The organism is Arthrobacter hankyongi (genome assembly GCF_022012395.1).
Taxonomy (GTDB): Bacteria; Actinomycetota; Actinomycetes; order Actinomycetales; family Micrococcaceae; genus Crystallibacter; species Crystallibacter hankyongi.
In genome coordinates, this window is record NZ_JAKLTQ010000019.1 from 62,237 (window position 1) to 84,154 (window position 21,918).

Here is a 21,918-nt window from a genome sequence, read left to right on the forward strand (position 1 = left end):
TGCCTAACATGTTCGGAGCTGAACTTCAATGATTCCCGGGCCAGGACTTATCCTCGGTAGATTATGAGTCCGGACGCCAGTTCCCTTTCCCCTGCCATCGCGCCCACGGCGCCGATCGGCATCTTCGACTCCGGCGTGGGGGGCCTGACCGTCGCCCGGGCAGTGATCGACCAGCTCCCCAACGAGGCCGTCCTCTATGTGGGTGACACCGCCAACGGACCCTACGGCCCGCTGCCGATCGCCGAAGTCCGTGCGAACGCGCTCGGCGTGATGGACGAACTGGTGGATTCCGGCGTCAAGGTCCTGGTCATCGCCTGCAACTCGGCCTCCGCGGCGGTGCTGCGGGATGCGCGCGAGCGCTACACCGCCCGCTACGGTATCCCGGTCATCGAGGTGATCCAGCCGGCTGTCCGGCGCGCCGTCGCCTCCACCCGTACCGGGCGCATTGGTGTCATCGGCACCTCTGCGACGGTGGGTTCGCGCGCCTACGAGGATACCTTTGCGGCCGCCCCGCATCTGGAGATCACCTCGGTGGCCTGCCCGCGCTTCGTCGAATACGTCGAGGCCGGGGTGACCGCAGGCCAGGAACTGCTGTCCACAGCGGAGGAGTACCTTGCGCCGCTTCAGGACGCCGGCGTGGACACCCTGGTGCTTGGCTGCACGCATTACCCGCTGCTCACCGGCGTCATTTCCTACGTCATGGGCGACGAGGTCACCTTGGTCTCGAGCGCGGAGGAGACCGCCAAGGACGTCTACCGGGCCCTGATGCGCCACGGACTGCTGCGCGAGGAGCAGAGCGAGCCGCGGCACCATTTCGTGGCCACCGGGGATGCGGCCCAGTTCGAGGTGCTGGCCCGGCGCTTCCTCGGTCCCGAGGTGCTCGCCGTCGAGCACGTGGACCACGTGGCCGCGCACTATCCGACCGGCAGCATGGCCCGGATCACCCCGGAAATGGTCGCCGCGGCGCGGGCCGGCCGGACCGCCACAGGCCAGCGCCTGCGATCCGCGTTCGTGGAACCGTCCGCCGTCGCGAACGAGGGGGGAGTCCGGGCATGAACCTGACCATCGTTGGCTGCACCGGCTCGTTCCCCGGTCCGCTGTCCCCGGCCTCCTGCTACCTGGTGACTGCCCACGACGGCGAGCGGACCTGGCGGATCCTGCTCGACCTGGGCAATGGTGCTCTGGGTACCGCCCAGCGCTACCTGGGCCTGGAGGATATCGACGCCGTCTTCCTCAGCCATCTGCATCCGGACCACTGCATGGACCTGTGCGGGCTGCATGTGGCGGTGCGCTGGCACCCGGATGGCTGGCCCAAGGGCCGCATTCCCGTCTGGGGGCCGGCCGATACCGCGGACCGGATCGCCATTGCCTACGGCATGGATGTGGACCCCGGCATGCACACGGAGTTTGAGTTCCACCACTGGAATGACGGCGAGGTGGTCAAGTTCGGTCCCTTCAACATCACCCCGTACGGCGTGCGCCATCCGGTGGACGAGGCGTACGCGATGCGCGTGGAGGCCACCGAGCCCGGCCCGGATGGACCGGTGACGCGGGTGCTGGCGTATTCCGGGGACACGGACAGCTGCCCTGGCCTGATCGAAGCGGCCCAGGGGGCGGACATGTTCCTCTGCGAAGCCGCCTACCATGAGGGCCGCGACGACGCCATCGAAGGAGTCCACCTCACCGGCAAGCGGGCCGGTGCCGCGGCCAGCGAGGCCAAGGTGCGCCGGCTGCTGCTGACACACCTGCCGGTCTGGAACGATTCGGTCCGCACCGTGGCCGAGGCCAGGGAGACGTATTCCGGGGACCTCGCCGTCGCCGTCGCCGGCGTCAGCTACGTGGTCTAACGCCCCCACCTCCCCACCATCCGATCGACTCGACGGATAATGACCGTTTCAGCGCCGGGAAGGTCGTTATCCGGCAAGTCGATGGGAGGGGAGCCGATAAGCTGGGGGCATGACTTCAGTTGACCCTAGCAGCGCCGTGTCCAGCCCCGTCGGGGTAACTCCTGCCACCCCGGGTATCGTCCGGGCCGACGGCCGCACCCCGGGGCAGCTGCGTCCGATCAGCATCACCCGCGGCTGGTCCAACCAGGCCGAAGGCTCGGCGCTGATCGAATTCGGCAATACCCGCGTGCTGTGCACTGCCTCAGTCACCGAGGGTGTGCCGCGCTGGCTCAAGGGGGAGGGCCGCGGCTGGGTCACCGCCGAGTACGCCATGCTGCCGCGCGCCACCAACACCCGGTCGGACCGCGAGTCCGTCAAGGGCCGGATCGGTGGGCGCACCCACGAGATCTCCCGGCTGATCGGCCGTTCCCTGCGTTCGGTGATCGACACCCGCGCGCTGGGCGAGAATACGGTGGTGCTCGACTGCGACGTGCTGCAGGCCGACGGCGGCACCCGGACCGCCGCCATCACCGGCGCCTTCGTGGCGCTCGCCGATGCGATGCGCTGGGCCAAGGACAACAAGCTGGTGGCCCGCGGAGCGAAGCCCCTGACCGGCACGGTGGCCGCCGTCAGCGTGGGCATTATCGACGGCGTGCCGATGCTGGACCTGCCGTACGTCGAAGATGTCCGGGCCGAGACCGATATGAATGTCGTTGTGACCGGATCCGGCAAATTCGTCGAGGTCCAGGGCACCGCTGAGGGCGCACCGTTCGACCGCGAGGAGCTCAACGCGCTGCTGGACCTGGCCCTGGCCGGAACCGCCCAGCTGGCGCAGATCCAGCGCGAAACCCTGGCCGACACCGCTGCGGAGGTCATCGGTGGCTGAGCCGCGGCTGGTCCTGGCCACCCGCAATCCGGGCAAGCTGCGCGAGCTGCGCGAGCTGCTGCGCGGCCAGGTGCCCGGCCTGGACGTCGACACGCAGGTGATCGACGCCGCCGCAGCGGGGGTGCCGGACGTGCGGGAAACCGGGGTCACTTTTGCCGAGAATTCGCTGTTGAAGGCGCGCGCCGTGGCCGAGGCCACCGGCATGGTGGCCGTGGCCGATGACTCCGGACTCGCCGTCGACGTGCTCGGCGGGGCACCTGGCATTTTTTCCGCGCGCTGGGCCGGCCGGCACGGCGACGACGCCGCCAACCTCCGCCTGCTGCTGGACCAGCTGGCGGACATCGGCCCCGAGCATCGCGGCGCGTCCTTCATCTGTGCCGCCAGCGTAGTGTCCGCCGGGAGGAGCCAGGTGGTCCAGGGCCGGCTGGCGGGGATACTGCTGGCCGAGCCACGGGGCAGCGGCGGATTCGGCTACGACCCGATCCTGCAGCCCGAAGGTCTGGACCGCAGCTGCGCGGAGCTCTCACCGGAGGAAAAGAACGCCATCAGCCACCGGGGACGGGCGTTCCGCGCGCTGCTGCCGTACATTGTGGACGCCCTGGCGGCGGCCCGGGAGTAGTCCCGATCACGAATTTGGGTGATGTTTACCGGCGTCGGGCAGAATTGAAGGCACGATGATGACTCTCCTGACTTCCGCAGCCCGCGCCGCCGAGGCGGCACAGACGGCCGACAGCGCCTCGAACCTCTCGGGCATTGCCCAGTGGGCGGTGGACATCATGGAAGCGGTGGGTGCCCCGGGTGCCGGCCTGGCCATTGCCCTGGAGAACCTGTTCCCCCCGCTGCCCAGCGAGGTCATCCTCCCGCTGGCCGGATTCACCGCCAGCCGCGGAACCTTTGGCCTGGTTGAGGCGCTGGTGTGGACCACGCTGGGCTCGGTGGTGGGCGCCTTGGTGCTGTACGGGGTCGGCGCCTGGCTCGGCCGCGCCCGGATGCGTGCCCTGGCCGCGAAGATCCCGCTCGTAGATGTGGCGGATGTGGACCGTACCGAGGCCTGGTTCGGCCGTCACGGCTCCAAGGCCGTGTTCTTTGGGCGGATGATCCCGGTGTTCCGGTCCCTGATCTCCATTCCAGCCGGGATCGAACGCATGCCGGTGTGGAAGTTCCTGCTGCTGACCAGCACAGGCAGCCTCGTCTGGAACACCATCTTCGTGCTGTCCGGGTACTACTTGGGGGAGAACTGGCACGTCGTGGAAAGCTACGCGGACGTGTTCCAGAAGATTGTGATCGCTGTGGTGGTGGTCGCCGTCGCGGTCTGGGTGCTGGCCAGGATCGCCAAGCGGCGCAACCGGGACAAGACCCCGTCCTAAGGCCGGCCGCTAGAGGCCCAGTTCGCGCTGCAGGTCCGTGCCCGGGGCGTGGTGGATGGCCTTGATGCCCAAGGCCCGGGCCGAATGCACGTTCTCGTGCTTGTCGTCGATGAAGATAACATCGGCAGGATCCGTGCCCAGCGCTTCCAGTACGTGCTTGAAGACGCCAGGCTCGGGCTTGGTCAACCCGATGCCCGAGCTGAAGAACAGCTCCGTGAAATATTTGGTCCAGGGGGCGCCGGCGAATTCCTCTGCCATGGTGGCCGGCATGTTGGACAGTACGGCCAGCCGGGCTCCGCGGGAATAGAGCAATTCCAACACGTCCAGCGTGTCCAGGTTCAAGTGTGACCACTGCAACGCATCGAGCGAGTCCAGTTCGCTGGCCCGGCCGATGCCGACCTCCCGTCCCAGCACCAGCGACCAGTACTGCTGGGAATCGATCTTGCCCTCGTCGTAATCGAGCCGGTGCGCCCAATAGCTGCTGTCGGGATTCCGCAGGGGGAGGCCTGCGGACTCCTCCAGGGCCTCCCAATCCTCAGGTTCGGGGGCAGTTGAAATAACCATCCCGTAGTCGAACAGATACCACCCTGGATGCTGCGGGTTTTCCATTGTTTTAGATTACGGCCGCGGCCCCGCTTGCAATAGTGGCGGCCGGTTAATTGCGGGTGAAGAATCCAGTCGGCGGCTGGCGCTCCGGCTTCTTGGGTTGTATGGTTAGTTACATGAGTAATGAACCAATGGGGCTTCGCGACGCGGCCCCTGCCGCCCCGGGAGCCCGGAGGTGATCGACGAATCCCGTCCGATCTTCCTGCAGATCGCGGAGCGGATCGAGAACGACATTGTCGAGGCCACCCTGGCCGAAGAGGCACAGGTGCCCTCCACCAACGAGTTCGCGGCGTTCTACCGGATCAATCCGGCCACCGCGGCCAAAGGCGTCAACCGGCTGGTGGAGGACGGCATCCTCTACAAACGGCGGGGGATCGGCATGTTCGTAGCCGCCGGTGCACGGGACCGGCTGCGGGCCAGGCGCCGGGAGGAATTTGCCCGGCAGTATGTCCAGCCGCTGGTGCAGGAGGCCCGAAAGCTGGGCATTGGTATCAAGCAGCTCACGGACATGATCGAGAGCACGTACACAGCAACACAGGACACCACCGAGGGGAGTGTGGCCCAGTGAACCGGCCAACACACGCGAAAGCGGCAGCACCTGCCATAGAACTGCGCGATGTCTCAAAGGAATACAAAGACGTCCGGGCTCTGGACGGCGTCAGCCTGAGCCTGGCCGGCAATAGGATTTACGGCCTGCTGGGCCGTAACGGCGCCGGGAAGACAACCCTGATGTCGGTGCTCACCGGACAGGGCTTCCACAGCAGCGGCGAAGTGGCGGTCCTCGGCGGGAACCCGTACGAGAATGACCGGGTGCTCAGCCGGATCTGCTTTATCCGGGAGTCGCAGAAGTACCCGGAGGACTTTACCCCGCTGCAGGCCTTCCGGGCGGCCGCGCTGTTCTTCGAGCACTGGAACGCGGACTACGCCCTGCAGCTGGCCAAGGAATTCCAGTTGCCGCTCAAGCGCCGGATCAAGAAGCTCTCCCGCGGCCAGCTCTCCGCCGTCGGCGTCGTCATCGGCCTGGCGTCCAGGGCCGAAGTCACCTTCTTCGACGAACCGTACCTGGGGCTGGATGCGGTGGCCCGCCAGATCTTCTACGACCGGCTGCTCGAGGATTTCGCCGCCCACCCGCGCACCATTATCCTGTCCTCGCACCTGATCGACGAGGTCGCCAACCTGCTCGAGCACGTCATTCTCATTGACCGCGGCCGGATCGTGCTGGACGACGACGCGGAATCGATCCGAGGGTCCGCGGTTACGGTGGCCGGGGCGGCGTCGAAAGTCGAGCCGTTCGTCGCCGGGCGCACCGTGCTGCACCGCGAAACGCTGGGCTCGCTGGCTTCCGTGACCGTCGAAGCCGTCCTGACCGATGCCGAGCGCCGCCAGGCTGCCGACCTCGGCCTGGAAATCGCGCCAGTTTCCCTGCAGCAGTTGGTGGTCCGCAAGACGCTGGCGGCCGCCGAAGAAGACTCCGCCACCGCGGCGGCTACCGTCATGGAGGTTTCCCGATGAACCGCGTCATCAATGTCGCCCGGATGCAGTTGATCAACAAGTGGATCTTCCTGGGCATTCCCGCCATCATCATGGCGGGTGCCTTCCTGGTCACCTTGGCCATCTGGGCCATGATCCCCGACACCGGAGCGGCCAAGTACGCGGGGTCCGGCCAGGCCGTCATGTGGTACTTCATGGCCTTGGGCATCCAGTCCCTGACGCTGACGTTTCCGTTCTCGCAGGCCATGAGCGTCAGCCGCCGGACGTTCTATCTGGGGACAGTCGGTCTGTTCGCCGTTGTGGCACTGGCCATCAGTGTGCTCTACTACGGGCTGGGCCTGATCGAGACTGCCACCGGGGGCTGGGGAATGAACGGGCAGATGTATGCCCTCGGCTGGATTGCCGCGGAGGCCGGAATCGTACAGATCCTGTTCTATTTCATTTCCATGGTCACCCTGTTCATGATCGGTTTTTGGTTCGCCACCGTCTATAAGCGCTGGCAGGCCACCGGCATGTTGGTCGCCAGCATAGGCACCGCCGCCGCACTGCTCGGCCTCGTGGCACTGATCATGTGGCAGGGCTGGGGGCCGCAGGTCGGGCAGTGGTTCGCCGCCCAGACTCCGCTGACTGTCGCCGGCTGGGCGGCGCTCTTCTGCACGGTCCTGGCGGCCGGCTCGTATCTGACCTTGCGGCGGGCCACCCCCTGACGGCGGCGGAATGACGACGGCGGCCCTGCCGCGGCCGCCGTCGTCATTCGCTGTCGACGGCCTGCAGGAAAGCCTCGCGCGGATCCTGGATTGAGCTGACCGAGGTGACTTCCCGTGCGGCGAACGCCCCGCTGGCCCAGGAGGTGAAGACCTTCCACTTGCGGTTCATGGTCGGCAAGGCTGCCCCGTGGTAGAGCCGGTCGACGATCCAGCCCAGCCGGCCCTTGAGTTCGATCCCCTTGACCACGGCGGCGCCGCGGCCGACGCCGAAGCTGGCTACCGCGCCAAGCGAGGTATGCCGGTATTCGGCCGGCCCGCGCTGCTGCAGCGCGGCCACGATATTGTCGGCCAGCAGCCGGGCCTGGCGCACGGCATTCTGGGCGTTGGGCGAATACCAGGCCGGCTGCTTCCGGGATGTCAGGTCCGGTACCTGGGCGTTGTCCCCGGCCGCCCACGCCCCGTCCACGACGGTGCCATCGTCCTCGACCACCTGCAGCCTGGCGTTGGCACTGACGTGGCCCTTCGGCCCGCGCGGCACGTTGGTGGCGGCCAGTACCGGATTGGGTTTGACCCCGGCGGTCCAGACAATTGTGCCGGCCGGGAACATCTCGCCGGTACTCAGCACCACTTGGCCGTCCACACAGGACTTCATCGTCGTGTTCAGGCGCACGTCGACGCCGCGCCGGCGCAACTGCTCGAGCGTCCACTTCGAGAGGCCGGGGCCGATCTCCGGCGCCACCCGGTCCAACGCCTCGATCAGGACCCAGCGCAGCTCGGTGCGTTTCAGGTCCGGATACTCGTCCACCGCAAGCTTGGCCAGGTCGAGCAGCTCGGTGAGCGCCTCGACGCCGGTGTAGCCGCCGCCGACGAAGACCACGGTCAGGGCCTTGGCCCGCTCGGCCGGATCCGAGGTCGCCGCGGCCAGCGCCACGCTGTCCAGCACCTTGTCACGGACATAGAGGGCCTCCTCCAGCGTCTTGAAGCCCACCCCCTGCTCGGCCAGCCCCGGGGTGGGAAACGTCCGGGTGATCGCGCCGAGGGCGAAGACCACGTGGTCGTAGCTGACCTGCTTCCGCTCGCCGCTGATCGAGGCGAGCGTGGCTGTCTTGGCCCGGCAGTCCAAGGACTCCAGCTTGCCGCGGAATACGTCCGTGTGCTTGAGGACCCGGCGCAGCTCGACCATGACGGTGCGCGGGTCGATTTCGCCGCCGGCCACTTCAGGCAGCAGCGGCTGGTAGGTCATGTACGAGTTCGGTTCCACCAACGTGATGTCCATGGGAGCCTGGCCCAGGCGCTTTTCCAATCCCCAGGCGGTGTAGAGGCCGGCGTAGCCTCCGCCGAGGATGAGCACATGCGGTTTCGAGAATGTCGACATGGCCAACATCGTGCCGCACACGGTGCCGTCCGTCGAGGGCAGGCGGGCGCCGGACGGTAGAATCGATGGGTGGGAATTGAGTTCACGGCCATTGACTTCGAAACAGCGAACGGGTTCCGGGGCTCTGCCTGCTCCGTCGGCCTGAGCAAGGTCCGCGACGGCAGGATCGTGGACGAGGTGTCCTGGCTGATGCGCCCGCCGGCCGGCTATGACCGGTTCGATCCCCGCAACACCCGGATCCACGGCATCACCGAAGAAATGGTGGCCGGCAAGCCGCGCTTCGGCGAGGTCTTCGCGGACATGGCCGGCTTTATCGGCGGCGACCTGCTGGTGGCGCACAACGCAGCGTTCGACCTGGGCGTGATCCGTTCCGGCCTGGAAGTCTCCGAACTGGCCGGGCCCGCGTATGACTATGCCTGCACGGTCATCCTGTCCCGGCGCAGCTACTCGCTGGTTTCGTATTCGTTGCCGTTCGTGGCCGAGGCTGCCGGAGTGCCGCTGCAGCACCATCACGACGCCGTCGAGGACGCCCGCGCCTGCGCCGGCATCATGATCGACATTGCGGCCCGGAACGGCGCCGGCAGCATCGGCGAGTTGCTGGCCGCCCTGAACTTGCCCGCGGCCCGGATGGAGGCCTACGTTCCCGGCCAGGAACCGCTGTCCAAGGCCACCCTGGCCGAGCGGGAGCGGCAGCTGGACGGCACCGGCGGCTCCCGCAGTTCCGGCTGGAACGGCTGGCCGGAGGAAGGGAACAACCCGCCGCCGAACCTTGGGGCGGACCCGGCGCATCCGCTGTTCGGGCAGACGGTAGTGTTCACCGGCAACCTCGGGATGCCGCGGCAGCAGGCGAAGAACCGGGCCGCCGAGCTCGGCGCCAGCCCCGCCAGCAATGTCACCCGCAAGACGACCGTGCTGGTGGTCGGGGACGGTTTCTCCGCCGCGGACCTGAAGAGCGGCCGGGTCACGGCGAAGGCGCGCAAGGTACTCGAACTGCATAGCCGCGGCCAGCAGATCGAGGTGCTCTCCGAGGGCGAGTTCCTCCAGATGGTTGGCGGCCCCTGGCCCGAAACGGGGGCCTGAGCAGGCCGGTCAGTCGGTCTGGGCCCGGACCTGGGCCAGGAAACTCTCCGCCATGTGCAGTACCAGCTCCGGTGCCTCGGCGTCGCGCAGCCAGGCCGGCGGCAGGCAGGGCTCGCCGTAGAGGGCGCCCAGCAGGTGGCCCGCGACGCTGCCGGTGGACGAACTGCCGCCGTCGTGGTTGACCGCGGCCGCCAGGGCGAGCCGGAAGTGTTCCTGCGGCGTCCCGGCACCGGCGGTGGCGAGCACGGCATAGACGGCGACGGCGAGCACCTCCTCGGCGAGCCAGCCGGCACCCAGCCCGTCCGGCAGCTCCGCTGGCGGAAGCGGGCCGCCGGCACCGGCCGTCAAGGCCCTCAGCAGCGCGGCGGCGACGCCGCCTGCCGGGTCTTCCTGTCCGGCACGGTCCGCTGCGGCACGGACCGCATCCGGCAGGGAGGCTCCCTCCTGGACGATCGACCGGAGCAATCCGCTGAAGGCGGCGGCACTGTGCCGGGCGGACGGATGCCCGTGCGTGATCGCCGCTCCGTCCAGTGTGAGTTTGTACACGGTTTCCGCCGGGACGAACGGCAGCAGCCCGAAAGGCGCGGACCGGATGAGGGCGCCGCTGCCCCGGGCCTCGGGGTTGAGCGGCCGGGACCGCATGCCCATTTCCCCGGTCGCCAGCGCGGACAGGCAGGACTCACCGGGGGAGCGCCGATGGTGCAGTACCTCCTGCCGGTCGATCCAACGCGGCTGCGGTTCCGGAGCGCGGTCGGGGAAGTGCCCGTCCTGCGTCGCGTACCAGCGCAGGTAGGCCAGCCACAGGCAGGCCGCCTCGTCAGCGGCCACACCTTCGTTGGCCCATTCGATGGCCTCAGTCAGCCCGTCCAGCGTGTAGAGGGTCAGCTGGGTGTCGTCGCTGAAGTGCCCGGGTTCGTCCAGTTGGTCGAAGCCGCGCAGCTCGCCACCGAACCGGGCCTCGATCTCCTGCCAGCTGCTGTATTCGACGGCATAGCCGAGCTGGTCCCCGAGGGCGCCGCCGAGCAGGCAGGCACGCACGCGGGAGTCGAAGTCGGGGGAGGCAGGTTGGGCCGGGACGCCAGGCGCTGGGATGGTCACGGTGTCCCAGTGTATCCGCCGAGGGCCCCGCCGCGAGCTTGCGAGCGGTGGGAGGCGGAGACACGCTAGCGGCAGGGGTCCCCAGCCGAGCCTGCGAGGCGGGGGCGGCCGCTGGACGATATCCGCCGAGGGCCCGCGCCGAGCGTGCGAAGGGTGCCTACCACATTCGCCGCGCGAACTCCACTTCCGTCCCAGCGGACGTCCAGCATTCTCCCAGTCTTGGATGCAAGGGTGGAAACGGTTTTGTGAGCAACGGGCCGGTGTGTGCCGGCCGCGGCGGAAGGAATGGGCTGGACATGTCAGCAATGCAGTCGGGGGAGCTCGTGGAGCAGGAGCCGGGCGGATCCGTGCAGAAGGCGCAGCGGTCCGGGAAGAACTATTCGCTGTCCGCCCGGATCGGCGCCGAGGCAACCGGTACCTTCCTTGTCGTCGGCGGTGCCCTCGGCATTGGGATGTTCAACCCGCAGGGCGGCTTCGCGGTGCCGTTCGGGTTCGGGTTCGCCATGGTCGCGGCGATGTTGGCCTTCGGCTACGTCTCCGGAGGCCACTTCAATCCTGCCATTACCCTCGGTACGGCGCTGGCCGGGCGCACATCGTGGAAGCATGTCCTGCCCTATATTGTGGCGCAGGTGGTCGGTGCCTCGCTGGCGACGACGGTGCTCTGGGTGGTGCTGGCCAGCCACCCGGCCGGGACCCAGTCGAAGAGCCTCTTCACGGCGATTTCCAACAGCTTTGATGCCACCGGTGCCAGTGGTTTCGGACTGTCCGGGGTGTTCCTGGCCGAAGCAATCGGCACCGCCTTGCTGGTGGCCGTGTACCTGGGCGCCACAGCCCGCGGCGCCCGGCCCGGCAGCGGCCCGTTCGCCGTCGGTCTGGTCCTGTCGGTGCTGACCGCCTTCCTGCTGCCGATCTCCAATGCAGGCCTGAACCCGGCCCGCTCAACCGCCACCGTGTATTTCGGCGACGGCAACGCCGCCGGCCAGCTGTGGCTGTTCTGGGTGGCTCCGCTGCTGGGCGCGGTGATCGCGGGCCTCATCTACCGCAGCGCCGGGAACCCGGCCCCGGACGCCAAGCCGGCCAAGGCCAAGACCGCCAAGGGCAAGGCCGCAGCCGATTTCGCCTTTGCCAAGGATGATGTCGCCGTGGCGGAGCCCGAGGCGACCGAGCAGCCGGCGGTGGAGGACAACGGCGCTACCGAGGCCCGTGACTTTTTTGACGGCAAGGGCAATCCGGCCAAGCCCCGGGGCGGCGCGGCCGGGAAGTAGCCCGGGCGCCGCGCGCTGTGGCCGGATTGTCCCCGCCGGCCGGTAGGTTTGAAATATGCGGATACTGCACACATCGGACTGGCATTTGGGGCGATCCTTCCACGGGGTGGGGATGCTGCCGGCGCAGCGGCACTTCCTCGACCAGCTTGTGCAGACGGTGCGTGACCGGTCCGTGGATGTGGTCCTGGTTGCCGGGGACGTCTATGACCGGGCCCTGCCCGGGGTGGACGTGGTCAATCTGTTTTCGGACACCTTGGCCCGGATCCGCGCAGCCGGCGCGCGCATCATCCTGACCAGCGGCAACCATGACTCGGCATCGCGGCTGGGGTTTGGCTCGACGATCCTGGCCCACGGCGGGGTCCACCTGCGCACGAAGCTGTCGGAGCTGGCCGTGCCGGTGGAGCTGGCGCTGGACGGCGCGGTGCTCGCCGTCTACGGGGTTCCCTATCTGGAGCCGCGGCTGTGTGCCGACGAGCTCGGCGCGGAATCGCCGTCGCATACTGCCGTCACCCAGGCAGCGCTGGAGCGGATCCGCACGGACCTGGTCGCCCGCCGTGCCGGGGGCACCGTCCACGCCCTGGTGCTGGCCCATACTTTCGCCAGCGGCGGCCTCACCTCGGACAGCGAGCGGGACCTGAGCATCGGCGGCGTCGGTGCCGTCCCGCTGGACCTGTTCGACGGCCTGGACTACGTAGCGCTGGGACACCTGCACGGCCGCCAGCAGTTGAGCCATACCGTGCGCTATTCCGGTTCCCCGCTGCCGTACTCCTTCTCCGAGGCAGGGCACCGCAAGGGCGGCTACCTCGTCGAGTTCGACGCCGGCGGGCTGGCCGGAGTGGAGGAGATCAGCTGGGAGACGGGGCGCCGGCTGGCCGTGCTGAAGGGCACGATGGACGAGTTGCTGGAATCGCCGGACCACACCTGGGCCGAAGCGGCCTATTGCCAGATCACCCTCACGGACGATGAACGTCCGCTGCGGGCCATGGAGCGGCTGCGCGGCCGGTTCCCGGACACCCTGGTCCTTGCCTTCGAACCGGCCTCGGGGCCGCAGCGCAGTCTCCAGACCTACAGCGAGCGGATCGCCAAGGCCCAGGACGACCTGGAAATTTGCTGCGGCTTCCTGGAACATGTGCGTTCCCGGGCCGCTGACGACGGCGAGCGGGAGCTGCTTATCGAGGCTCTGGGCTTGGCCGCGGCTGCGGAGGTGTCCGCATGAGGATCCACCGGCTGGAAATCCAGGCGTTTGGCCCGTTCGCCGGGCGGCAGCAGATCGATTTCGATGAGCTCAGCGCCCAGGGCCTGTTCCTGCTCAACGGCCAGACGGGCGCCGGTAAGACCAGCATCCTCGACGCGGTGTGCTTTGCCCTCTACGGTTCCGTCCCAGGGGCGCGCCAGAGCGGCAAGCGGCTACGCAGCGACCACGCCGAGGCCGCGACTGCCCCGGAGGTGGTCTGCGAATTCAGCGCCCGGGGCAGGCGTTTCGAGGTCACGCGCAGTCCGCAGTGGGACCGCCCGTCCGCACGTTCGGGCAAGGGCACCGCGGTGCAGCAGGCCCAGACCCTGCTGCGCGAGCGCATCGGCGGCGCCTGGGTGGAAAAGTCGGCCCGCAATGACGAGGCTGCCACCGAACTGAGCGAGGTGCTGGGTATGAGCCTGGACCAGTTCACGAAAGTGGTGCTGCTGCCGCAGGGGGAGTTCGCCGCCTTTCTGCGTGCGGATGCGAAGGAACGCCGGCCCCTGCTGCAGCGGCTGTTCAATACGCAGCGTTTCGAGGCCGTGGAACAGGCGCTGGCCGCGGACGCCGGGGTGGCCAAGGTGGAATATGACCAGGCCCTGGCCGCCGTCGGGCTGCTGCTGCGTGCGGCACGCGAGGAGGCCGGACGCCACTTGGCGCAGGACCAACTGCCGGACGATTCTGTGGACGGTGCCGGACTGCTCGGGGAGCTGCAGGAGGCTGTCGCCGCGCTGGCCGCGGACGCTGCGGCCCGGGCCGCCGACGGAGCCGAAGAACTGGCCCGGCTGCGTGCCGAGGCCGCGGCGCAGGAACGGCGCATCGCGGACCACGCCGAGCTGGGGACGCTGGAGGAACTCGAGGACAAGCGCCGGACCAATGAGCCGGTCTACCGGCAGCTGGCTGAGGATCTGCAGGCCCACCGCCGTGCGGAACTGCTCGCCGCGCCCATCCGGCACCGCGACCAGGCCGCGGCCGCGGCCGGGCAGGCCGCCGGAACGGCGCAGCGGCTGGCCGAGGCCGCTGCCGCGCACCCCCTCTATGGAGACTATGGAACGGAACTTCCCGCGCCGGCAGCGGCCGGGGAAGCCGCCGAACGGCTCGCTGCGGTCTTGGCGGAGGCTGCGGACCGGGCCGGGACACAGCTGGGCCGGGTGCAGGCGCTGCTGCCGGAGGAAGAACGGCTGCAGGCCCTCGAGGCCTCGGAAGCAGAACTGGAGGCCGGGCTGCTCCGGCTCGCCACGCAAATGGACCGGACGGCGGAGGATACCGCCGCCTGCCGGGATGAGGCCGCCAGGCTGCAGGAGGACCTGCAGTCCAGACAGGCGGAGGCCGGGGACCTTCCGGCACTCGAACGGCGCGTGGCGGAAGCCGAAGCGGTAGCCGGAGTGGTGGCCGAGCACACCGCCTGCACAACGGAGCTGGCGGCCGCGGCAGGCGCCCGGGACGAGGCCAAGGCCCTGCAGCTGGACCTGAAGGAACGCTGGCTTCACCTGCTGCAGCAGCGGCTGGACAATGCAGCCGCGGAGCTGGCCTCGCGGCTGGAGGCGGGCGCACCCTGCCCGGTGTGCGGTTCCGAAGAGCATCCGGCGCCTGCCGGGGCCGGGGCCGGCCGCCTGGTCGGCGAGGACGAAGAGACCGCAGCGCGCCAGGAGCATAGCGAGGCCGAGTCGCGCCTGGCGCAGGCGCAGCAGGAATGCGGCAGGCTTGAAGCCCGGCTGGCCGCGCTGGCTGCCCGCGGCGGGGAAACCCCGGCGGCGGAAGCCCGTGCCGCCGTCGACCGGGCCGGCGCGGAACTGGACGCCGCACGGCAGGCGGCCCTGGAGCGCGGGCAGCTGGAGTCCGCAGCTGCTGCAGCGGCAGCAAGACTGGAGGAGCTCGGCCGGCAGGCCGCAGCGCTGGACGTGGACCACGCCGCCGCCGGCACGGAACTGAAAGCCGTGCGGGAGCAGCGCGGTCAGCTCGGCAACAGGCTGGCCGCTCTCGCGCCGACCGGCAGCACGCTGTCCGCGCATGCCGAAGCCCTGTCGGGCCTTGTGGCCGCCTTGGGCGAGGCGGTCCGGGCGCTGGACGCCAGCCGCCATGCGGCGGACGCGCTGGAACATAGCGCGGACGAACTGGCCGGCGCGATTGCAGGCTCGGCATTTGACGGCGAGGAACAGGCACGCGCGGCGCTGCTGTCCGCGGCCGATCTGGCGGCAGCGCAGCTGGCCGTCGAGGAACACACCCTGCTGGGACAGCGGGTGCAGTTGCTCCGGGACTCCGAGCCGGTGCGGCGGGCGCGCGCGGACCGGGCAGCGGGCCAGCTGCCGCCGGACGCGGATGCCGCCGCAGCGCTGCGCAGCCGCACCGAAGAGCTGGACGAGGCGGTGCGGGATCTGCAGGTCCGCAGCGGCGTGCTGCAGGCATCGGACCGCCAGCTGCAGTCCTACGGCCCCCGACTGGCCGAGGCAACCGGGGTGCTGGACGCGGCCCGGGAGCGTTTTGACCGGATCCAGTCCGTGGCGGAGACGGTGCGCGGGCTGGGCGAGAACGAACGCAAGATGACCCTGACCACCTACGTGCTGGCCGCGCGGCTGGAGCAGATTGCCGCGGCGGCCTCGGAGCGGCTGGGCACGATGACCGACGGGCGCTACACCCTGGTCCATGACGATTCCAAGTCCGGCAACAAGAAATCGGGGCTTGGTCTGCACGTCAACGACGGCTGGACCGGGCAGCGCCGGGACACTGCCACGCTCTCCGGCGGGGAGTCCTTCATGGCCTCGCTGGCGCTGGCGCTGGGCCTGGCCGATGTGGTCCAGGCGGAGGCCGGCGGCGTGGATATCGAGACCCTGTTCGTGGACGAAGGTTTCGGCAGCCTGGACGAGCAGGCACTGGAACAGGTCATGGATGCCCTGGAGGGGCTGCGGGACGGTGGCCGGGTTGTCGGGCTGGTCAGCCATGTGCCGGAGATGAAGCTGCGTATCCCTGCCCAGCTGCGGGTGGCCAAGGGCCGGCAGGGCTCCTCCGTGGAACTCGTGCTGGGGGAGCCGGCCGGCGTCTGAGCCGGCCCGTGTGGCGGCTGCCGGCCGGCCCGGAGGCCAGTAGAATGGAGGTGTTATCCGGGTCGTGCGCGTCGGGAGGTGGGACGATGCGCGGTTTGAGCTGCCCGGAGTACCATGAGTGCCATTCCTTCTCCCGCCACCCCGCCTGCCCCCGCGGCGGCCACGACTCTTCCCGAAGATTCCGCCAGTCCTCTCGCCTCTGAGCTGGCCGGCCCTGCCGCCGCCGACGCGAAACGGCAGGCCGGCCGTTTCCGGCAGTTGCCCGCGCTGGCCGGCAGGTCCTTCCTGCCGATCGGCTTCCTTGCCCGCCTGCCGCTGGCAATGCTCACCGTCGGGGCGATGACCCTGGCCACTACCGCTTCCGGTTCCTATGCCCTGGGAGGGATGGCAGCCGGTGCGGTCGGGATCGGCGCCGCCGCCGGAGCCCCGGCCCAAGGACATCTGGCCGACCGCCGGGGCCAGCGCAGCGTCCTGCTGGCTGCCGCGGTGGCCCACACCGCGGCCATCGCCGGACTGCTGGCCGCCGTCGCGCTCGTACCGGACCTGTCCGGGCCCTGGGTCGCAGTGGTGTTGGCCACAGCACTGCTGATGGGGCTCACCAGCCCTCAGGTGGCCTCGCTGGCGCGCGTGCGCTGGATGGCTCTCACCCGGCACCGGCCGGCCGTGCGCGGGACCGCACTGTCCTACGAAAGCACCGTTGACGAGCTGACCTTCGTACTCGGCCCGGCGCTGGTGGGGCTGCTGGCGGCATTCGTCGCAGCCTGGCTGCCGTTTGTGCTGGCAGCGGTGCTGACCATCGTTCTGGTCCCGGCCTTCGCCGTGCACCCCACCCACCGTGCGGTCCCGCCCGCGGCCGGCAGCCGGCGCCCCGTGGACGTCCCGGGGCAGGGGCCGGATCCGGCCCGCTGGTGGCCGGCGGCGGTCCCGGTGCTGGGGATGGTGTCGATGGGCATGTTCTTCGGGGCGGCACAGAACGGCGTCAGCGCCTTCGGCGGCAGCATCGGGGCAGCGGAAACCGCAGGGCTGCTGTACGCGCTGATCGGTGTGAGCTCGGCGGTCACCGCGCTGTCCGTGGCCTTCTGGCCGGCACGCTTCGCCCTCGTACCGCGGTGGATCCTGTGCGCCGCGGGCATGACGGGCTGCACTTTGCTGCTGTTGCTGCCGCAGACCCCCGCACAGATGGTGGCCGCGCTGCTGGCGGCCGGGCTCCCGGTCGGCCCGGCCATGGTGACGATCTACGGTGTCGGCGGCCTGGTGGCCCCGGCGCACCGTCTAGGTACGGTCATGACGCTGTTGGCCAGCGGCGTCGTCCTGGGCGCGGCGCTGGGTGCCGCGCTGGCTGGCGCAGCGGCCCAGGCAGCCGGGCACACCGGGGCCTTCCTCGTCGCCGCCGCTGCGGCGGCGGTAATGCTGCTGGTGAGCCTGTTCGCGCTGCCCGGGGTGCGCCGCGCCCGGGCCCTGCCGCCATCGGCTTAACCCGTCACGGCGGCCGTCAGTGCAGCTCGGCCTGGATGGTCGATGCGGCGGCCACCAGCGTCCGGCCGATGTCGTCCGGGTCGAGTTCGGTGCGGATATAGACGACGGCGAGGGCCGCCGGCAGCTGCCCGGGGACGCGGATGGGGGCACCCACCGAGGAAACCCCCGGGATCACCTCGTCATGGCTGACGGCATAGCCCAGTTCCGCGGCGGCACGGGATTCCGGCCGGTACGGCTGTCCGGGTGCCAGCTGCTCCCACTGTTCCTCGGTCAGAGCGGACTGGATCGCGATGCCCGGTGCCCCGGCGCTGAAGGAGTGCCGGGTGCCCGGACGCTGTGCCAGGGTCGCACCGGAATGGCGGGGTTCCACGGTGACCAGCGTGACGCAGTCGTGCTGGTCCCACACGGCCAGGAACGCAGTCATGTTCAGGCTGTTGGCCAGGCTCGTCAGTTCCGGCAGTGCGGCGGACTGGAGATTGCGCGAGACGCCCCGGGCCAGCGCCGCCAGCCCCGGACCCGCCTGCAGGCGCCCGGCCGCATCACGCATCACCAGGGAGTGGTCCTCGAGTGTGCGCAGGATCCGGTAGGCAATGGAACGGTGCACGCCGAGCGCTGCGGAGAGCTCGGCAATGGTCATGGGCGCGGGGGCATCGGCGAGGATTTCAAGGGCCCGGATGCCGCGCGAGAGCGTCTGGGAATGGGCAGCACCGGACTTGGCGGGAGCTTCGCTGGAGGGCATCTGGACATCCTTTGCGGAAAGTCTTGTGGGAAATTCGCCACAGTCGGTTGTGCGGGGGGTCACATTCCCATATTGTTCTATATCAGGACGTGATGTTCAACTATAGAACTTCAAGGCGGTGTCCGCAGCCGCCACGAGGGTTAGGGGCCAATGATGATTGCTGCTCCCCGGCAGGATGCTGCGGACCGGTCCATCACGGCCCACGACGAACTGGACTGCTGCCCGTATACCGTGAACATCCTCGGAGCGGGGCAGCGTGCGCTGGCCACGCATTTCGCCGACAGCAGCTTCACCGCCATCCCCGAAAGCCGGCTCGGCATCGAGGAACTGTTCTGGTGCAGTCCCCGGCCGTCAAACTGCCAATTCAACGTTCAATGACGAAACTTGGAGGAAGACCATGGGCATCCGAACCGGACAGCAGTATCTGGACAAGCTTAATTCGATGCATCCCCATGTGGTGATCAACGGCGAGGTGGTCTCGGAGAAGATCGCCGAGCACCCGATGTTCCGCAACAATGCCCGGACTTACGCCAAGCTCTTCGACATGCAGCACGACCCGAAGTACCAGGAGGCCCTGACCTACACCTCGCCGACCACCGGGGACCTGGTCAACGCCTCCTTCCTTGTGCCCCGCACCATCGAGGACCTCGGGAGGCGCCGCAGGGCGATCTCCACCTGGGCCGAGTTCTCCCATGGCTTCCTGGGCCGCTCCGGGGACTACATGAACTCCTCCCTGACCGCGCTGTCCACGGCCAAGAAGTTCTTCGCGAAGGCCGACCCGGTCTTCGGCGAGCGCATCGAGCGCTACTACGAGTACGCCCGCGAGAACGACCTGCTGGCCACCCACACCCTGATCCCGCCGCAGGTCAACCGCTCGGTGCCCGGCTCTGAGCAGCTCGGCGGCCAGCTGGCCGCCCGGGTGACCGAGGAGCGCGAGGACGGCGTCATCATCAACGGTGCGCGGATGCTGGCCACCATCGCCCCGATCGCCGACGAGCTGCTGGTCTTCCCCTCCACCCTGCTGCGCGGTACCCCGGAGGATGCGCCATACTCCTACGCATTCGCCGTGCCCAATGACACCCCCGGCATGCGCTACCTGTGCCGGTCCTCCCTGTATAACGGCGGCAGCGTCCATGACGAGCCGCTGGCCTCGCGGTTCGAGGAAATGGACGCGGTGGTCGTCTTCGAGGATGTCTTCGTGCCCAACGAGCGCGTCTTCATGCTCGGCCGTCCCGACCTGTGCAATGCCTGGTACGCCGAGACCGGTGCCGGCGCCCTGATGACCCACCAGGTGGTCACCCGGACCGTCGCCAAAAGCACCTTCTTCCTGGGCCTGGCCTCGGAACTGGCCGATGCGATCGGCATCGACGGTTTCCAGCACATCCAGGAGGATATCGCCGAGCTGATCGTCGACGTCGAAATCGGCAAGGCCTTCATCCGCGCCGCGGAGGTGGATGCCGAGCTGAGCGGGGACGGTGTCATGCTCCCGCATTGGACCACGCTGAACGCGGCCCGGAACTGGTACCCGAAGATCGCCCAGCGGTTCCCGCAGATCATCCGCAAGTTCTCCGCGTCCGGCCTGATGGCGCTGCCGGGCGAGGCAGATGTGAACAGCGACGCCGGCGCGGACATTGAGAAGTACCTGCAGGCCAAGACGCTGACCGGGGCCGAGCGCGTGCGCTTGTTCAAGCTGGCGTTCGATGCCTCGATTTCCGGCTTCTCGGGTCGCGAGTCGCTCTACGAGTACTTCTTCTTCGGCGATCCGGTCCGCATGGCCGGGGCCCTGGTCAACAGCTACGACTTTGCCCCCGCGCGGGCGCGGATCCGCGAATTCCTCGCCCGCGAAGACTAACAGCCGAGGGCCCCGCCCCGAGCTGGCGAGGTAAGGGAGCGGCCAGGGGTCCCCGTACGCGCAGCGTGTGGGGCAGGCCGTGAGCGGGGAGGCTTTTGGTCGCTAACAGCCGAGGGCCGCCGCCGGGCGCCCGTTTTCTACCGCTTGGCGCAGAACACACCCTCGGAAACCGCGGGGGTGTGTTCTGCGTTACGAGCCATGTAATATGGCACATGTCACATTACCGACCGTTCTGTCGGTAAATGTTCCAGTTGTTCAGCCGACGCACCGGAGTAATCATGTCAACGTCAGAAGAGCTAGCCGGCAGCCTCAGTCCTGCCACCCGGAAAGAGGAACGCAAGGTCCTTGCCGGCACGCTGGTGGGTACCACCATCGAGTGGTATGACTTCTTCATCTTTGCCCAGGCGGCAGGCCTGGTTCTGGCCAATCTGTACTTCGCGCCGCTGGGGCACACCGGCGCACAGCTCGCCTCCTGGGCGTCACTGGGCATCAGCTTCCTGTTCCGTCCGCTCGGGGCCATTGTCGCCGGACATCTGGGTGACCGGCTGGGCCGCAAGATGATGCTGGTCTTCACCCTCATCATGATGGGTGTGGCGACGGCCCTGATCGGTGTCCTGCCGACGTACGCTGCGATCGGCGTCTGGGCTCCGATCCTGCTGGTCCTGCTGCGCATCGTCCAGGGTTTCTCCGCCGGCGGCGAATGGGGCGGAGCCGCACTGATGTCCGTGGAGCATGCGCCGATCAACAAGCGCGGCTTCTTCGGCGCCTACCCCCAGATCGGCGTTCCTACCGGGATGATCCTGGCCACCTTCGTGATGTACCTGGCCACCACGCTGCTGAGCGAGCAAGACTTCCTGGCCTGGGGCTGGCGCATCCCGTTCCTGCTCTCGATCGTGCTGATCGCCGTCGGTTACATGATCCGCCGCTCGGTGGATGAGAGCCCGGTCTTCAAGGAGATGCAGGAGCGCAAGAAGGAGTCCGCCGCTCCGCTGGGCCTGCTGTTCCGGAAGAACACCAAGGAAGTCGTCCTGACCGCCCTGATCTTCATCGGCAACAATGCCGCGGGCTATCTGGTCATTGCCTTCTTCGCTTCCTACGCGACCAAGGTGCTGGGCATGGAGCGCGGTCCGGTGCTGCTGGCGAGCACCTTGGCGGCCTTTGGCTGGCTGATCTTCACCCTCTTTGGCGGCATGATTTCCGACAAGCTGGGCCGGATCCGCACCTTCCAGATCGGCTACGCCATCATCATCCTGTGGGCGCTGCCGATGTTCATGCTGATCGATACCGCCAACATCGTGTGGTTCACCGTGGCCATCTTCGTGCTGACGATCGGCCTCGGCCTGTCCTACGGTCCGCAGTCCGCTCTCTACGCCGAGATGTTCCCGGCGAACGTGCGGTACTCGGGCGTTTCGATCGGCTATGCCGTTGGTGCGATCCTCGGCGGTGCCTTTGCCCCGCTGATTGCCGAACTGCTGCTGTCGAAGTTCGGTTCCACCACCTCGATCGCCGTGTACGTTGCCGTGGTGGGTCTGATCTCGCTGATCGCGGTGTCCATGGTGAAGGAGACCAAGGGCAACAACCTGCGGGTTGAGGAAGCGCACCAGGAATACCTGCGCACGCATCCGCAGACCAACCCGTAAGGCCTGCTTTCCGGCCAACGCCAAAGGGCGCCGCGGATTTTTCCGCGGCGCCCTTTGGCGTCCCGCCTGGGACCGGTGTTCGGCTTCGTCGATATGCCGGGGCGGGCTTCTCCGCGGTCCCCGACCGGCCGGTGCCCAAGGCCCTGGAGCCGCTGGCCCGGCGTACGGGAGTGCT

The 21,918-nt window shown here is 68.6% G+C and carries 20 protein-coding genes; 16 read left to right on the forward strand and 4 right to left on the reverse strand.

Annotated features, from left to right (window positions below; translation table 11 throughout):
- Positions 1 to 63: 63 nt before the first annotated feature.
- The 5 genes from murI to LVY72_RS19200 all read left to right on the forward strand — a co-directional run bounded on the left by murI (position 64) and on the right by LVY72_RS19200 (position 4,139).
- A complete protein-coding gene (murI, locus tag LVY72_RS19180; RefSeq protein WP_237825117.1) occupies positions 64 to 1,056 on the forward strand; it encodes a glutamate racemase in 993 nt (330 codons plus the stop codon).
- On the forward strand, positions 1,053 to 1,847 hold the full coding sequence (locus LVY72_RS19185) for an MBL fold metallo-hydrolase (RefSeq protein WP_237825120.1): 795 nt from the start codon (positions 1,053 to 1,055) through the stop codon (positions 1,845 to 1,847). The genes murI and LVY72_RS19185 overlap by 4 nt, the downstream gene beginning before the upstream one ends.
- Positions 1,848 to 1,956: 109 nt before the next feature.
- Positions 1,957 to 2,772 (forward strand): ribonuclease PH, encoded by an 816-nt coding sequence (gene rph, locus LVY72_RS19190; protein ID WP_237825128.1) that lies wholly within the window; start codon positions 1,957 to 1,959, stop codon positions 2,770 to 2,772.
- Positions 2,765 to 3,391 (forward strand): RdgB/HAM1 family non-canonical purine NTP pyrophosphatase, encoded by a 627-nt coding sequence (gene rdgB, locus LVY72_RS19195; protein WP_237825136.1) that lies wholly within the window; start codon positions 2,765 to 2,767, stop codon positions 3,389 to 3,391. Before rph ends, rdgB begins: the two co-directional genes overlap by 8 nt.
- Positions 3,392 to 3,446: 55 nt before the next feature.
- Positions 3,447 to 4,139: a DedA family protein gene (locus LVY72_RS19200; RefSeq protein ID WP_237825138.1), complete on the forward strand. Its 693-nt coding sequence runs from the start codon at positions 3,447 to 3,449 to the stop codon at positions 4,137 to 4,139.
- Between the two features lie 9 nt (positions 4,140 to 4,148).
- Here LVY72_RS19200 and LVY72_RS19205 read toward each other — a convergent pair whose 3' ends face one another.
- Complete coding sequence (locus tag LVY72_RS19205; protein ID WP_237825140.1) at positions 4,149 to 4,748, reverse strand: HAD family hydrolase; 600 nt, start codon at positions 4,746 to 4,748, stop codon at positions 4,149 to 4,151.
- A 172-nt stretch (positions 4,749 to 4,920) separates the two neighbouring features.
- Here LVY72_RS19205 and LVY72_RS19210 point away from each other — a divergent pair, with 172 nt between their 5' ends.
- From LVY72_RS19210 to LVY72_RS19220, 3 genes are read left to right on the forward strand one after another with little or no spacing between them, the layout of a single operon-like run.
- Complete coding sequence (locus LVY72_RS19210; protein ID WP_237825150.1) at positions 4,921 to 5,313, forward strand: GntR family transcriptional regulator; 393 nt, start codon at positions 4,921 to 4,923, stop codon at positions 5,311 to 5,313.
- Positions 5,310 to 6,257, forward strand: a complete 948-nt coding sequence (locus LVY72_RS19215) for an ABC transporter ATP-binding protein (RefSeq protein ID WP_237825152.1) — start codon at positions 5,310 to 5,312, stop codon at positions 6,255 to 6,257. Before LVY72_RS19210 ends, LVY72_RS19215 begins: the two co-directional genes overlap by 4 nt.
- Positions 6,254 to 6,943, forward strand: a complete 690-nt coding sequence (locus LVY72_RS19220) for a hypothetical protein (protein WP_237825154.1) — start codon at positions 6,254 to 6,256, stop codon at positions 6,941 to 6,943. Before LVY72_RS19215 ends, LVY72_RS19220 begins: the two co-directional genes overlap by 4 nt.
- Before the next feature lie 43 nt (positions 6,944 to 6,986).
- Here LVY72_RS19220 and LVY72_RS19225 read toward each other — a convergent pair whose 3' ends face one another.
- On the reverse strand, positions 6,987 to 8,318 hold the full coding sequence (locus LVY72_RS19225) for an NAD(P)/FAD-dependent oxidoreductase (RefSeq protein WP_237825163.1): 1,332 nt from the start codon (positions 8,316 to 8,318) through the stop codon (positions 6,987 to 6,989).
- A 69-nt stretch (positions 8,319 to 8,387) separates the two neighbouring features.
- Here LVY72_RS19225 and LVY72_RS19230 point away from each other — a divergent pair, with 69 nt between their 5' ends.
- Positions 8,388 to 9,398 carry a 3'-5' exonuclease gene (locus LVY72_RS19230; protein ID WP_237825166.1) on the forward strand — a complete coding sequence of 337 codons (1,011 nt, stop codon included), beginning with the start codon at positions 8,388 to 8,390 and terminating at the stop codon, positions 9,396 to 9,398.
- Positions 9,399 to 9,407: 9 nt separating this feature from the next.
- Here the strand turns inward: LVY72_RS19230 and LVY72_RS19235 are convergent, their stop codons facing one another.
- A complete protein-coding gene (locus LVY72_RS19235) occupies positions 9,408 to 10,496 on the reverse strand; it encodes an ADP-ribosylglycohydrolase family protein (RefSeq protein WP_237825173.1) in 1,089 nt (362 codons plus the stop codon).
- Between the two features lie 296 nt (positions 10,497 to 10,792).
- Here LVY72_RS19235 and LVY72_RS19240 point away from each other — a divergent pair, with 296 nt between their 5' ends.
- From LVY72_RS19240 to LVY72_RS19255, 4 genes are all read left to right on the forward strand, one after another.
- Positions 10,793 to 11,761 carry an MIP/aquaporin family protein gene (locus LVY72_RS19240; protein WP_237825193.1) on the forward strand — a complete coding sequence of 323 codons (969 nt, stop codon included), beginning with the start codon at positions 10,793 to 10,795 and terminating at the stop codon, positions 11,759 to 11,761.
- Between the two features lie 55 nt (positions 11,762 to 11,816).
- A complete protein-coding gene (locus LVY72_RS19245) occupies positions 11,817 to 12,977 on the forward strand; it encodes an exonuclease SbcCD subunit D (protein WP_237825195.1) in 1,161 nt (386 codons plus the stop codon).
- Positions 12,974 to 16,036 carry an AAA family ATPase gene (locus tag LVY72_RS19250; protein ID WP_237825205.1) on the forward strand — a complete coding sequence of 1,021 codons (3,063 nt, stop codon included), beginning with the start codon at positions 12,974 to 12,976 and terminating at the stop codon, positions 16,034 to 16,036. Before LVY72_RS19245 ends, LVY72_RS19250 begins: the two co-directional genes overlap by 4 nt.
- Before the next feature lie 114 nt (positions 16,037 to 16,150).
- The gene (locus LVY72_RS19255; protein ID WP_237825207.1) at positions 16,151 to 17,512 is read left to right on the forward strand and encodes an MFS transporter; all 1,362 of its coding nucleotides are present in this window, start codon (positions 16,151 to 16,153) and stop codon (positions 17,510 to 17,512) included.
- A gap of 16 nt (positions 17,513 to 17,528) precedes the next feature.
- Here the strand turns inward: LVY72_RS19255 and LVY72_RS19260 are convergent, their stop codons facing one another.
- Complete coding sequence (locus LVY72_RS19260; RefSeq protein WP_237825209.1) at positions 17,529 to 18,251, reverse strand: IclR family transcriptional regulator; 723 nt, start codon at positions 18,249 to 18,251, stop codon at positions 17,529 to 17,531.
- A 150-nt stretch (positions 18,252 to 18,401) separates the two neighbouring features.
- Here LVY72_RS19260 and LVY72_RS19265 point away from each other — a divergent pair, with 150 nt between their 5' ends.
- From LVY72_RS19265 to LVY72_RS19275, 3 genes are all read left to right on the forward strand, one after another.
- A complete protein-coding gene (locus LVY72_RS19265; RefSeq protein WP_237825211.1) occupies positions 18,402 to 18,629 on the forward strand; it encodes a hypothetical protein in 228 nt (75 codons plus the stop codon).
- A 19-nt stretch (positions 18,630 to 18,648) separates the two neighbouring features.
- A complete protein-coding gene (hpaB, locus tag LVY72_RS19270) occupies positions 18,649 to 20,103 on the forward strand; it encodes a 4-hydroxyphenylacetate 3-monooxygenase, oxygenase component (RefSeq protein ID WP_237825213.1) in 1,455 nt (484 codons plus the stop codon).
- A 278-nt stretch (positions 20,104 to 20,381) separates the two neighbouring features.
- Complete coding sequence (locus LVY72_RS19275; protein WP_237825222.1) at positions 20,382 to 21,743, forward strand: MFS transporter; 1,362 nt, start codon at positions 20,382 to 20,384, stop codon at positions 21,741 to 21,743.
- The last annotated feature ends 175 nt before the right edge of the window (positions 21,744 to 21,918 follow it).